Here is a 13510-nt window from a genome sequence, read left to right as displayed (position 1 = left end):
GGGGCTACAATTTAGTGAATCTCAACGCAAAAAGCCCCACTTATTAAAAGGTGTCGGCGATAAAAACTAAAAAATGAGAGGTTCTTTTTAATCCACTTAAAAAATTTTCACGCTATTTTTAAAAGAAAAGATTAAAAAAGACTCTGTTTTCAATCAAACATTATCGCTTGATTTTAATCAAGCTTTTAATGGAATAAATCTTTCACAAAACCCATAAGGGTTTGATAGAAAAGGTTTTTAGAAGTCTTTTTTTAAGATTTCTTCCACTCTTAAAATGGTTACGAGTCTATCGTTTTGTTTCCCAATGCCATAGGTTAGATTATTGTTATCGCTCAAAGTCTCTGGCACCGGATCAATATCCGTTTGCTTGATGCGAATGGCTTCAGTTAAGCGATCAATGAAAAACCCAGCGATCTGATCGTTATGGCGCACCACCAGATAACGAGTGTCTTTGTTTTGCTTTTCAGCCTTCAAGCCAAATTTTAAACGCAAGCTAATCAACGGGAAGACATTACCCCTTAAATTGAACACGCCAAGCACATAGTTTGGGGTTTCAGGGACTCGCGTGTAACCAATGGGTTTGACGATCTCTAAAATATTCAAAATAGGAATGGCGTATTCTTCATCGCCAATAATAAAACCGATGAATTGCAAAATTTCTTCATTGTCTTCTGGTTTGGAACCTGCATTAGCTTCTTTTTGTTTTTCAAATAAATCTTTTAATTGGTTGCTCACGATTGGTCTCCTTCTAATTTAATGCTGCGCTTCACCACGGTGGTTAAATACTCACCGCTATAAGGTTTGGTGATGTATTCAGTCATGCCGGATTCAACGCCGCGCATCCTATCGGTTTTAGTTACCCGACTGGTTACTGCGATCAAAGGCAGGTTTTTGAATTTATTGTATTTACGCACTTCAGAAGCGAAAGTGTAGCCGTCCATCTTGGGCATTTCAATATCCACTAAAATAGCGTCCGGAATCTTATCGCCATTTTTAAGCATTTCTAAGCCTTCTAACCCGTTAGTGGCTTCTAAAAGCGTGATGCCTAATGGTTTCAAACATTTGCGGATAATCGCTCTGTCCGTGCTGCTGTCATCAATCGCCAAGACGACATAATCGCTAGGAGAATTTTTACTTTTCGTGTTTTCGGATTCGTTCATCAAGGTAGTGATATTGACCTTGATGCTTTTTGCCATATCCATCATCGCCCCCACATCTACAATGAGGGTGATTTTCCCATCGCCTCTCACCGTAGCGCCAGCAATGCCTCTAGTGTTTTTAAGATAGTAACCTAAAGATTTGATGACCACTTCTTCTTGACCGATTAAATAATCCACGATCACGCCAATTTTTTGATCGGCCAAGCCAATGATAACCACATACACATCTGAGTTGGATTCCAAAATAGCATCCACTTTAAAAATATCAGAAAGGCGCACCAAAGAAAGCACCTCATCTCTCAAACGCAACACGCTCTTGCCATCAACGGTGTAGATTTCATCCTGGCTGATGCGCACGGTTTCTAACACTGAAGAAAGCGGGATAGCGTAATATTCTTCTTGAACGCCCACGAGTAAAGCTTGAATGATAGCCAGAGTGAGAGGGATTTTAAGCTTTTGAGTCGTGCCTACCCCCACTTCTGAATCAATTTCAATGATCCCATTGAGCTTTTCAATATTGGTTTTCACCACATCCATGCCAACACCCCTGCCTGAAACATTGGAAACGACTTTTGCGGTAGAAAAGCCTGGCTTGAAAATGAGGTTAAACGCTTCCCTATCGCTCATGCCTTCAGCGTCTCTTTCGCTAATCACCCCTTTTTCAATCGCTTTTTCTTTAAGCATCACAGGGTCTAATCCTTTGCCATCATCAGAGATTTTAATCACAATGTGGTTACCCTCATTATACGCGCTCAATTGCACTTTACCGGTTTCAGGCTTGTTAAGCCTTCTTCTTTCTTCTAAAGGCTCAATCCCATGATCGCATGAGTTGCGGATAATGTGAATGAGCGGATCGCCAATCTCTTCTACAATGGATTTGTCTAATTCGGTTTCTTCGCCCTCAATGATTAATTCAATGCTTTTGCCTAATTCCCGGCTCAAATCCCTTACCATGCGAGGGAATTTATTGAACACCTTGCCCACTGGTTGCATCCTAGTTTTCATCACCGCAAGTTGCAAGTCTGTCGTTACCGCTGAAATAGAAGAAACCACCTGGTTTAATTCCTCTAAAAACTTTTCCCCATCATAGCGTTCTTCCACATCGCTATAGATTCTAATCAAGCGATTCTTGCCCAACACAAGCTCACCGATTAAATTCATTAAGTGATCCAAGCGGCGCACATCCACCCTAACGGTTTGCTCCACGCCAATAGAGGGGGCTTTATTTTCTTCAGTATCTGCTTTAGCCTTAGCTTTAGTTTCGGTTTTAGGGGCTTTGGGGGTTTCTGTTTTGGGGGTTTCTTTTGTTGGGGTAACTTCTTGTTTAGGTTTGGCTTCTTGCTTTTTTTGAGCTCTTCGTTCTTTATCGGCCTCTTGGCGTTTGTTCAACAGCCGTTCAATCTCTGCTTCCACTTCTTCAGCACTCATGTTAGTGTAATCCAAATCCGGCTCATCGGCTAGAGGGTTATCGCTTGCAAAATCTTTTGTAGTAGGGGCTTTTGCCTTGTTTTCTTGATTTTCTTCTGTATTTTCTTCTTTCGTTTCTTTTTTCACTTCTTCTTTGGGGGCTTCTTTAGTCCCTGAAGTTTCTTTAGTGCCCTCTAAATTTTGGCTCGTAATGGCTTGAAGCTGTTTGATCGCTTCTTCAATCTCGTTTTCCTTGCCGTTATTGGTATCAGAGCCGGTATCTCTAATCGTTACGAGCAAGGTTTTCATCAAATCAATGGAGCGCAACACGACATCCATAATATTAGGCGTGATTTTGATTTCGCCCTTTCTGGCGCGATTTAAGACATCTTCCATGTTGTGCGTGAGACCCGTGAGAATGTGAAGATTCAAAAACGAGCTAGAGCCTTTAATGGTGTGAGCGACTCTAAAAATGCGATTGAGCAAGTCCAAATCCTCAGGGTTATGCTCCAATTCCACTAAATCCTGATCCAACTGCTCGTTCATTTCAAAGGCTTCAATCAAGAAGTCTTCCATTATTTCTTGCAAATCATCCATTTTAAAACCCCTTTTTAGCGTTTGAGATAAGAGTATTTTACAATTTTATAAAAAGAATTACGCATTCTTGTCTAAAATCTTAGAAATTTCTTCGGTGAATTTTTCTGCGTCAAACTTGACTAAATACGCTACAGCCCCCATTTCTTTAGCCCTTTCAGCGCTATAATTATCGCAAATAGAAGAATTAAAAATCACAGGAATATAAGCAAACCTGGGGTCTTTTTGGAGCTTGAATAAGAAATGATAGCCATCCATTTTAGGCATTTCAACATCTGAAATAATGAATTTCAAATGTTTCCTCAAATCGTCCCCGTATTTTTTGAACAACATTTCTAATTTGTTCAACCCGTCTTCCCCATCCACAGCTTCCGTGATGCTAAAACCCATTTTACTCAAATGGTTCTTTAAGGTTTTCCTCGCCGTTCTGCTATCGTCTAAAAACAACACTTCGCCTTCAAAACGCTCTTTAGGGATATCTTTAGCGTTTTTAGCGTCTTCATTAAGCTTTAAATCGTCTAAAATGCTTTCTAAATCCAAAATGAGTAGGGTTTTGTCGTTTTCAATGCGGGTCGTGCCGGTGATATTTTCTTTATTGATGCTGTTAGATGCGCTAAAGGATGCAGGCTCCACATCTTTCCAGCTAATGCGCCTGATACGCCTAGCGGAATGGACTAAAAACCCCATTTTAATATTGTTAAATTCAGTGATAATGACGATTTTTTCGTTTTCCTTGCTTTTATCTGGGACAATCCCTATCCATTTGGCCAAGTCTATAAGCGGGATGATCGTGGAGCGCAAATCAAACACGCCGATAATGTAATCCAAATTCGTGGGGTATTCAAAAAGGGTGGGCATGGGGATAATCTCTTGGACTTTAGCCACATTAATGCCATAAATCCCCTCATAAGGGACGCCCTCTTGCATGCCATAAATACGAAAATCCACGAGTTCTATCTCGCTTAGTTTTAAATCGTTAGCTGTTTTTTCTGCCATGATTTAGGCGTCCTTATTTTGAGATGGTTCTAAAACGCTTGATGATACCTTAAAAAGGCTTTGTTCGTAATAAAAGGAGGGCAGTGGGCAATAAATCGGCGCATTCAAGGGGATTTTTGCACCGCTTTTGAGATGAAAATGCCCCTCTATAATGCCATCAATCCTACCAAGGTTAAGATCTTTAATATAGTTTTGATAGGCTTTTAGGCGCTTTTCAATAAAAGATTGCAATTCTTTTGGCTCTAATTCCCAAAGGCGGACGGGTTTTTGATAGATGCGTTTTTTCAAAAAAGGGTATAAGGTTTTAAAACTTAATAAATTTAAAAAAGTTAAAAAAAATCTCGCCCAAGTGGAAGTGAGTTGCGTGATGTAAAATTCATACGCCTTAGTAGTGAATAAATCCCCATGGGCTAGTAAAAAGCGTTTGTTATCATATTGGAATAATACGGGCTGGTTTTGGCGCTCAAAAACCACCACTTTAAAATTGAATACAAAACGCATGGAAAAATCATGGTTGCCTTCAAAATAAAAAACTTGTGAAATTTCGCTTAACGCATGGATTAAATCAATGATTTTTTGCTGCTCTTCATCTAGGGGCAAATAGCCCACAAGAACATGGAAAATATCGCCCATGAAAAAGACTTGTGGGGGTTTGGCGCTTAAAAGTTCTTGAAGCGTGTTGATTAAATGAGGGCTTTTGGGCAAAAAATGCGCATCAGAGATAAAAACAGCCCCACTTTTAAGCGCATAAGTTTCTAGCATCTTACTCTTTAAACAAAAAAGAGCCAATCCTTAAAAGATTCGCCCCGCAAGCAATCGCTAATTCAAAATCATCACTCATGCCCATTGAAAGAACGCTCGCATTTTTTATTTGGTCAAAAAGCTTTTTGGTGGTGATAAAGGATTTTTCAATTTTCTTTTCATCATCGGTGTGCGCCCCTATACACATCAGCCCCTTAAGCTTGAGGCGCTTGCAAGTTTCACTGATTTGAGAATAAGTTTCTAGCGTTTCTTCAGGCACCACCCCGCTTTTACTTTCCTCATACGCGCTATTAACCTGTAAAAGAGCGTTTAAACTGACGCCCAATATTTCGCAACGCTTTTCTATCTTCAAAGCGAGTTTTAAAGAGTCTAAAGAATGCAAAAGAGCGGGTTTTAAACTCAAAAGTGCATTGATTTTATTTTCTTGTAAAGAGCCTATCATGTGCCATTCAAGAGGCAAATGCTCTAAAGAATGCATTTTAGTTTTTAAATCTTGAACTTTATTTTCTCCAAAAGCCCTTTGAGAGCAGTTGTAGTAATGTTGGATAGCTTCTGGGGAAGCGTTTTTTGAAACAGCCACGATTTTGACAATATGATGCCTTGAATAGGCGGTGCGAGCCTTTTCTATTTTGGTGATGAGGGTATCAATCCTTTGGCTATAATCTAACATAATTCTTCTTTATGGCTCTTCTTTATAGATCTTCTTTATGCGTGCTGAAAGAATGCGTGAGATGGAATTTTTGATTTAAAGTTTCAAAATCTTTTAAAAGCCCTTTCTTTTTCAAATTTTCTATGACTTCCATGGAGCAATTGGTTTCGGTGGGCCATTCTCTAAAATGTTTATCCATAACGCCCTTATTGGTAGCGTCTATAAAAAAACAATGTTTAGAGGTGAGAATATCACGCTTAGCGTCAATATTATTAACGATGCGCCATAACAGCATGTAAGGGTTGTTTAAATCGCTGCTGGCATGCTCTACAAAGATGACAATGCGTAAATGCTCTTCAAAACCGAGCAAGTTTTTAGCCAATTCAATGACGCTTTTGTCTTTCTTTTCCACGCTAATGACGCAAATGGGGTTACGGGTGTGCGGGTAATATTGCTTCAAAAGAACGATATTTGGCATTTTATCTTGTAAAAGCGCTAGTAGGGCGTTATCGTTTAAAAGCGTGGGGTGGGGGGTATTGCTTTTAGAGGTCGCATCAATACCGAGTTTCCCTCCCATAGCGTATTCAGGGCTTGCATGATCTAAGGCGTCGCATATGCCTTGAGAGATGAGCGCGTTTTCTTTAGAAAAATTTTCTAGTATATACTCAATGATAGCGTTGGTGTCTCTTAGATTGGGAGCGTCTTCATTGACAAAAATCGCATGTTTGACAAAACTCATCTGCCCCACACCCCAAAAAGCATGCATGACTTGCTTGGCATGAGCGTTATAACGCGTGTGTATTTTGGCTAAAATCAAATTATGAAACACCCCATTTTCTGGCATGCAATAATCTATGAGATTGGGGGCGTTCATTTGAAGCAAGGGCAAGAACAAGCGTTCAGTCAAATACCCCATGTATTTGTCTTCTAAAGGGGGCTTACCCACCACAGTGGCTAAGTAAATGGAATCTTTTTTATAGCTAATGGTTTTGACTTCTAAAACAGGGTAAGACTCAATGGGGGTATAATAGCCCGTGTGATCCCCAAAAGGCCCTTCAAGCTCTAATTTTTCGCAATCCACAAACCCTTCTATCACAATATCGCAATCGCTTGGCACGCTTAAAGAGTTGCTTAGGCATGGCATTACGCGTGCTTTTTTTCCTCTCATAAACCCATAGAGCATGAGTTCATAAATCCCATAAGGTAAGGGGGCTGTCGCACACCATGTATAGAGCAAATCCCCACCAATAGCGATACTAACAGGCATTTTGACTTTAGCCTTAGCGTATTCGTGGAAAAAGAGTTGGGAGTCTTTATGGATTTGCCAGTGCAAGCCTAAATGGTTTTTATCATAAACTTGCAAGCGGTACATGCCTAAATTCTTTTTTTTATGATCCAGGCTTTGGGTATAGACTTGCCCCATAGTGATAAAAGCCCCGCCATCTTTTTCCCAAGTTTTTAAAACGGGCAGATCCCACAAATTGACTTCTTTATCTTGCTTGACAATGAGATCTTTAGGGCGAGTGGTTTTTTTAGGGAAAATGTGTCTTAAATCCCATAAATCTTTTAAGACTTTCAAACCCTCAGTGAAATTTTTAGGAGCACTAAAGTGCAAGAACGCTTGCATGCGTTGTTGCAGGCTTTCTATGGGGGTTTTTAATAAAAGATCTAAGCGTTTGAAAGAGCCAAAAGCGTTCATTAAAACAGGCATGCCAAAGGTTTTGATCTGGTCATGCTCTTTTCTTATGGGTTGCGTGAATAAAAGGGCTTTGCCCCCATTAGGTTTTTTCGCTTCTATATAGGCTAGATGAGCGATTTCTAAATCCACTTCAAGGGGGGTGTCAATGACTTCTAATTCATTATGCTTTTTTAAAAGCTTTAAAAAATCTCGCATCCAACTACCTTAAATAACCACATAATGAACGCTTAAGCATGCAGGAATGTTTTTAAGCTCTTCTAAAACTTCCAAAGAAACTTCTTCATCTACAATAATGAGTGCTAAAGCTTCTTTTTGCGTGTTGCGCCCCAAACGAAAATCAGCGATGTTAATGCCATGCCTAGCGAACGCATTCCCCACGCTCCCAATAACGCCTGGAATATCTGTATTCCTAAATAGAAGCATTTTACCTTTTGGCTCTATATCAATATGAAACCCATCAATCTCAGTGAGTTTTAAAATATCTTCTTCAAACACCGTGCCGCTCACGCTGATTGCACCATTAGCCGCATTGAGAGTTAAAGAGAGCATGTTTTTATAGGGCGAAGCGCTTTCTTTAAGGCTAACTTTAATCTCAATGCCTCTTTCTTTGGCCACAAAGGGGGCGTTAATGTAATTGATTTTATCCCCTACAACGGGTTTTAACACCCCTACTAGTGTAAAAGCGACAAGGGCGTCTTTAAATTGGTTGATCTCCCCACAAAGACTGAGTTCAATTTTTTGGCACACGCCCTTATGGATTTGACTGGAAAAATAACCCAATTTTTGCGCTAAATTCAAGTAGGCTTTTGCGTTTGCATCAAAAGCTTGCATGGGTAAATTCAAAGCATGCGGATGGCTTGAACCTCTTAAAGACTCCATAACCCCTTGAGCGGCTTGTTTGGAAATTTCTTCTTGGGATTCTAAAGTGTTCGCGCCAATATGAGGAGTCGCATACACATTGGGCAAGTCTAAAAGCTTGTTATGAATGCCAGGCTCTTTAGAAAAGACATCAATGCCAAGCCAACGCACTTTTTTGGTTTCTAAAGCTTCATAAAGAGCGTCTTCATTATAAAGCCCCCCTCTAGCGCAATTGATCAAAATAACCCCTTTTTTCATGCGTTCAATTTCTTTAGCGCCTATCATGTTAATGGTTTCTTTGTTTTTAGGGGTGTGGATAGTGATCACATCGCATTGCAAAATGTCTTCAAAATTTTTTGTGTAAATGACCCCTAAATCAGTGGCTTTTGAAGAAGGGATATAAGGATCATAGGCTAAAACCTCCATTTCAAAAGCTTTAGCCCTAATGCCCACCCTAGAGCCAATATTCCCAAAACCAATGATTCCTAGTTTTTTATTTTTCAATTCCGTACCATACCAATCTTCTCTTTTCCATAACCTTTGGTGTTTGATTTGATCGTTCGCGCAAGGGAATGAGCGCACCGCATTGATCAAATGCGCCATGGTCAATTCCACAGCGGCAATCGTGTTAGCGGTAGGGATATTCATCACCACAATGCCTTTTTGAGAGCAGCTTTCTAAATCAATATTATCCACTCCCACGCCCGCTCTCACAATGGATTTTAAGTGGGTTAAGGGCTTTAAAAAATCGCTTGTGATAGGGGTCATGCTGCGAGTGATGAGCGCATCCATGGGAGTGAGTTTTTCTAAAAGCTCCTTTTTGGGGCATTTGGAATAGTCATGCAAGACAATGTCTTTTTGGGCTTCTAAAATTTGAATGCCTTTAGCATGGATGGGGTCGCAAATGGCTACTTGATACATTTTTATCCTTTGAATTTAAAAAACAGCATGATAGCGTATTTTATAATAGTCTAAATCAGCCAGCAAGCGTTCTTTTTTGTTTTTATCTAAATAGATGATGAGGTTGGGTTGGTTTTTGGTGTTATCGTAAGCGTAATCAATTCGTTCTTTTTTGAGGATTTCTTTTAAACACCACCATTGATAGTCCTTTAAATCCTTAATGATAAGCTTTGAATATTCCCTTTTTTTTTCTTCAAAAGGGATTTCAAAATGATGCTCTATAACAGGGTAATTGATAGATTCTTGAGCATCAAGGTTTTGAGAAAGGGCGTTATTGCGATCTTCTTCGTTATGAGAGGCTTTTTCATTGTGAGAGGTTTCAGTGGGGCTATTTTCTTCTAGGTTGATGTCATGGCTTTTTGCGTCTGTTTGAGAGAGATTTTTATCTGTATGAGAAATGGTGGGCATTTCTTTTTTAACGCTTAAAAACAAATAGGCTAAAAAGCCAAGAGCGACAGCTAGGGAAATAAAAGCAACAACACCCTTAAATCTCATGCCATTCTCATGTTTTTAAAATCACTCTTTAGAGTTTTTCTTTAAGAATATCCCCTAAAGTCATTTTATCATCGCTCGTGTTAAAAGCTTGCAATTCTTCTTTTTCTTTTTTGCGCTCTAACCTATGCACAGAAGCACGCACCTTGTTGTTAGATTTTTCAATCGCAACCACCACGCATGTGATTTCTTGGCCTATTTTGATTTCATCTTTTTTTAAGGGGTTTAAATCTTCATTTTTGATCAGCACATCAATGCCATCAGCATTAATGAAAACGCCAAAATCCTTAATACTCACCACTTTGCCTTGAATCACGCTATCTGTTTTATGCTTTTGAGCGAATTCTTCTGTAGGGGAAGTCACCAAGTGCTTCGCGCTCAAAGAAATCTTTTTATCTTTTTTGTTGATTTTAAGGATTTTCACTTTGATCACATCGCCAATTTTATAGTGGTCTTTGCATTTTTTATCTTTATCCCAAAAAGCGTCGTGATTGTGGAGCAAACCATCCACCCCACCCAGATTCAAAAACGCCCCAAAATCCGTTAAAGTCGCTACTTTGCCTTCTAAAACATCTCCCACTTGGTGTTTGGATTCAAAAACATCAAAAGGCCTGTTAGTGAGTTGTTTTAAAGAAACCCTTAAGCGGCGGTTTTTAGGATCAATGTCAATGATCTTCACATCAATCTCCTGCCCCACGCTCAAGTAGTTGTTAGGGTGGCTGACATTTTTATCCCAAGAGATTTCAGAAACATGCAAAAAGCCTTCAATATCATTACCAATATCCACAAACACCCCATAATGCTCAATATTGCTCACCACCACCTTAATGGCGTATCCGGGTTTTAGCTTGTCTTGGATCTCTTCCCATGGGTCTTCTATAGTCGCTTTTATGGAGAGTGAAAGGCGTCTTTTTTCTGCATCATAAGCGATGGCTTTGACATAGACTTCATCGCCCTCTTTGTAGTATTTCTCAGGGTTTACTGGCCCTTTATGGCTGATTTCAGAATAATGGACTAAGCCCTCAATCCCCTTAGCTTCTACAAAAATACCAAAAGGGGTGATCTGTCTCACAACCCCTAATACCGGCTCTGTAGCTTCTAACAATTCTTTAGAAACCTCAAGCTGTCGTTTGTCATTGACTTCAAAGAATCGTTTGCGAGAAATATTGATAGAATGGTTTTCCTTATCCACGCGAATGATGCACGCTTTAATGCGTTTGCCGATATGGTTTGCGTCATTCTTTAAAGAAGAGCGCGAGCGGGAGAGGAAATACTCCACGCCTTGAGACTCCACGATATAGCCCCCTTTATTCTTGCCTACAATCTTGCCTTCAATAATGGCGTTTTCATAGTTTTCGCCCAATTCTTCAATTTTAGCTTGAATCTTTTGTTGGGAAATGGCCTTTTTGTAGGAAACGCTAGGGTGTTCACCTTTTTCGGACACATGCACGACAATGGGGTCATTTTTTTGATACAGCAACCGCCCATTTTCATCGGTGATCTCACTCAAAGCCAAACGACCTTCTGTCTTACCGCCCACGCTCACCATGGCATAACCATCATTCTCATTGATGGAAACGATTAACCCTTCTTTGATAGTGCCTTTTTCTAGGGTTTCTTCTTTTTCTAATTCTTTTTTAAAGAGTTTTGCGAAGTTTTCCTCCTCGTCATTAAAGTTCTGATCATCTGCTATCTTGCCCATTGACTGCCTTACTATAAAATAAATATAAAATCCTTTGGGGTATTGTATCCTTTTTTGGCTTACAAAATCGTTTAAAAATTAACAATTAGCGGTTTTTTTAAAGAAAATTTTCAAAATGTGTTAAATCGTGCTGATTTTTTGCTTGACATTTTCTATAATCCAGTCCGGCGTGGAAGCCCCAGCGGTAATCCCGCACAATTTTTTATCCTTAAACCACGCTAACTCTAATTCGTTTTCATCTTCTACCAAGTAGCTGTCTTCACAATGCTGTTTGGCGATGCTTAAGAGCTGTTTGGTGTTTGAAGAAGTTTTACCGCCCACGACTATCATAATATCCACTTCCTTGCTCAAATCCAAAGCGGCTTTTTGGTTGTAAGAAGTTGCGTTACAAATCGTGTTAAAAATACGCACTTCAGTGCATCTTTCCACCAAATAAGAAGCGATTTGCAAGAGTTTGGGGGTTTGTTTGGTGGTTTGGGAGACTAAAGCCACTTTTCGTTGGAGCTTTTTTTCTTGCAATTCTTCTAAAGAATTGACGACTAAAGCCTGGTTAGTGGCATAGCTGATCACGCCCTTGACTTCAGGGTGGTTAATATCCCCAAAAAGCACGATTTGATACCCTTCTTTGCTCATGGATTCCACGATTTGCTGGGGTTTGATCACATACGGGCAAGTCGCATCAGTGATTTTGACCCCCTTATTTTTCAAGTATTCTAAATCCTGCTTAGGAATGCCATGGGTTCTTATGATCACGCTTTTGTTTTTAGGGATTTTTTTAGGATCTTCTTCAATTTTCACATTGAAGTTTTTTTCCAAACGATTGATTTCTTTAGCGTTATGAATGAGCGAGCCAAAAATCAAGCTGTTTTGATTTTTTTCAGCGATTTGTATCGCTCTTTTGACGCCAAAACAAAAACCATAATCCTTAGCCATTTTAATTTCCATTAAAACTCCCTTTTTTGAATAGATTGAGTAAGCGTTTGAATTGCGGGAAAGAAATGTTTGCGCATTCTAAATTATCAATCTCTAAAGGCAACGCTAAAGTTAAAACAGCAAAACTCATCGCAATCCTGTGATCATTGAAGCTTTTGATAAGGGGGGGTTTTTTTTGAGAAAGGTGCTGTTTTAATGGGCTTATATCTTCTAATCCCTCTACATAAAACCCATCTTCAAACTCTTCGCACTCAATCCCTAAAGCTTTGAAATTAGAAACAACCGCTTTAATCCTATCGCTTTCTTTGGCTCGTAAATCTTTAGCGTTTTTAACCATGCTTTTGCCTTTTGCAAAAAGCATAGCGATACTTAAAGCGGGGATTTCATCAATAAGACTGGCGATATTTTGATCAATATTGATCGCTTTTAAAGGGGCATGCTCTATATAAATATCGCCAATCATTTCTAAATCTTTGGATTGAATCGCATACTCTATGGAAGCGCCCATTTTTTTCAACGCTTCAAAAGCTTCTATGCGGGTGGGGTTGAGCAAGACATTTTTTAAAAGAAGGCGGCTTTTTGGCGTAATCGCGCAAGCGAGAGCGAAAAAAAACGCGCTAGACGGATCATTGGCTATGGTAAAATCAAAGGCTTCTAGGGGTTTTTCTAGGGGTGAAATTGTTAAAACGCCGTCTTGATTTTGAATGTCAGCTCCCAAACTTTTAAGCATGATTTCTGTGTGGTTACGGCTAAGCTCACTTTCTTTATAAACGCTTATGCCTTGAGCTTGTAAGGCGCTTAAAATAAAAGCGCTTTTGACTTGAGCTGAAGCGATAGGGCTTTCATAATCGCAAGCTTTTAAGGGACTCCCTACAATCACTAAGGGGGCGAAATGGTTATCCTCTCTCCCTAAAATCCTTGCCCCAAAAGCTTTCAAAGGCTCAATGATTCTTTTCATGGGGCGCGCGTTTAAGGAATTGTCCCCGCTTAAAACAAAAAGCCCTTTTTGAGCACTTAAAAGCCCGCTGTATAAACGCATACTGGTGCCAGAATTGTTGCAATTTAAAATCTTGTTAGGCTCTTTTATAGCCGTTGGGGGCGTGATTTTAAAAGAATTTTTAGCGGTATTTTCCACTTTAGCCCCTAAATTTTGAGCGATTTCTAAAGAGCTTAAACAATCTTCTCCCATTAAAAAATTCCGCACGAAACAAGGTTTTTGAGCGAGCAAGCTAAAAATAACGGCTCTGTGTGAGAGCGATTTATCGCTAGCGTTAATGTCAAGCTCTATCACATATTAT

General features: G+C 39.6%; 11 protein-coding genes. All 11 read right to left on the bottom strand.

The window, feature by feature from the left end:
* Positions 1 to 237 precede the first annotated feature (237 nt).
* The gene (cheW, locus tag HG567_RS04995) at positions 238 to 735 is read right to left on the bottom strand and encodes a chemotaxis protein CheW (protein WP_000070748.1); all 498 of its coding nucleotides are present in this window, start codon (positions 733 to 735) and stop codon (positions 238 to 240) included.
* Positions 732 to 3164, bottom strand: coding sequence for a chemotaxis histidine kinase/response regulator CheAY2 (gene cheAY2, locus HG567_RS04990; protein ID WP_202139398.1), 2433 nt, complete (start codon positions 3162 to 3164; stop codon positions 732 to 734). The genes cheW and cheAY2 overlap by 4 nt, the downstream gene beginning before the upstream one ends.
* 57 nt (positions 3165 to 3221) lie before the next feature.
* Positions 3222 to 4157: a chemotaxis protein CheV3 gene (gene cheV3 / locus HG567_RS04985; RefSeq protein WP_202139397.1), complete on the bottom strand. Its 936-nt coding sequence runs from the start codon at positions 4155 to 4157 to the stop codon at positions 3222 to 3224.
* A 3-nt stretch (positions 4158 to 4160) separates the two neighbouring features.
* The gene (locus tag HG567_RS04980) at positions 4161 to 4919 is read right to left on the bottom strand and encodes a UDP-2,3-diacylglucosamine diphosphatase (RefSeq protein WP_202139396.1); all 759 of its coding nucleotides are present in this window, start codon (positions 4917 to 4919) and stop codon (positions 4161 to 4163) included.
* Position 4920: 1 nt separating this feature from the next.
* A complete protein-coding gene (locus HG567_RS04975) occupies positions 4921 to 5589 on the bottom strand; it encodes a YggS family pyridoxal phosphate-dependent enzyme (RefSeq protein WP_202139395.1) in 669 nt (222 codons plus the stop codon).
* 22 nt (positions 5590 to 5611) lie between these two features.
* Entirely contained in the window at positions 5612 to 7462 is a 1851-nt protein-coding gene (locus tag HG567_RS04970) for a menaquinone biosynthesis decarboxylase (protein ID WP_202163707.1), read from the bottom strand.
* Positions 7463 to 7471: 9 nt separating this feature from the next.
* Complete coding sequence (gene serA, locus HG567_RS04965) at positions 7472 to 9046, bottom strand: phosphoglycerate dehydrogenase (RefSeq protein WP_187911905.1); 1575 nt, start codon at positions 9044 to 9046, stop codon at positions 7472 to 7474.
* A 15-nt stretch (positions 9047 to 9061) separates the two neighbouring features.
* Positions 9062 to 9580: a hypothetical protein gene (locus HG567_RS04960; RefSeq protein ID WP_128078840.1), complete on the bottom strand. Its 519-nt coding sequence runs from the start codon at positions 9578 to 9580 to the stop codon at positions 9062 to 9064.
* 28 nt (positions 9581 to 9608) lie between these two features.
* Positions 9609 to 11279, bottom strand: coding sequence for a 30S ribosomal protein S1 (locus HG567_RS04955; RefSeq protein WP_202163706.1), 1671 nt, complete (start codon positions 11277 to 11279; stop codon positions 9609 to 9611).
* Between the two features lie 120 nt (positions 11280 to 11399).
* Positions 11400 to 12224, bottom strand: coding sequence for a 4-hydroxy-3-methylbut-2-enyl diphosphate reductase (locus HG567_RS04950; protein ID WP_000403570.1), 825 nt, complete (start codon positions 12222 to 12224; stop codon positions 11400 to 11402).
* Complete coding sequence (gene aroA / locus HG567_RS04945) at positions 12214 to 13503, bottom strand: 3-phosphoshikimate 1-carboxyvinyltransferase (protein WP_202163705.1); 1290 nt, start codon at positions 13501 to 13503, stop codon at positions 12214 to 12216. The genes HG567_RS04950 and aroA overlap by 11 nt, the downstream gene beginning before the upstream one ends.
* Between the last annotated feature and the right edge of the window lie 7 nt (positions 13504 to 13510).

The organism is Helicobacter pylori (assembly GCF_016755635.1).
Classification (GTDB): Bacteria; Campylobacterota; Campylobacteria; order Campylobacterales; family Helicobacteraceae; genus Helicobacter; species Helicobacter pylori_CQ.
Note: the sequence above shows the minus strand (reverse complement) of the source record. Positions and strands in the feature narration are given on the sequence as shown.

Coding starts and splice junctions, on each gene's coding strand:
- cheAY2 (WP_202139398.1), bottom strand. CDS start 3,164: ATGGATGATTTGCAAGAAATAATGGAAGACTTCTTGATTGAAGCCTTT.
- cheV3 (WP_202139397.1), bottom strand. CDS start 4,157: ATGGCAGAAAAAACAGCTAACGATTTAAAACTAAGCGAGATAGAACTC.
- HG567_RS04980 (WP_202139396.1), bottom strand. CDS start 4,919: ATGCTAGAAACTTATGCGCTTAAAAGTGGGGCTGTTTTTATCTCTGAT.
- HG567_RS04975 (WP_202139395.1), bottom strand. CDS start 5,589: ATGTTAGATTATAGCCAAAGGATTGATACCCTCATCACCAAAATAGAA.
- HG567_RS04970 (WP_202163707.1), bottom strand. CDS start 7,462: ATGCGAGATTTTTTAAAGCTTTTAAAAAAGCATAATGAATTAGAAGTC.
- serA (WP_187911905.1), bottom strand. CDS start 9,046: ATGTATCAAGTAGCCATTTGCGACCCCATCCATGCTAAAGGCATTCAA.
- HG567_RS04960 (WP_128078840.1), bottom strand. CDS start 9,580: ATGAGATTTAAGGGTGTTGTTGCTTTTATTTCCCTAGCTGTCGCTCTT.
- HG567_RS04955 (WP_202163706.1), bottom strand. CDS start 11,279: ATGGGCAAGATAGCAGATGATCAGAACTTTAATGACGAGGAGGAAAAC.
- HG567_RS04950 (WP_000403570.1), bottom strand. CDS start 12,224: ATGGAAATTAAAATGGCTAAGGATTATGGTTTTTGTTTTGGCGTCAAA.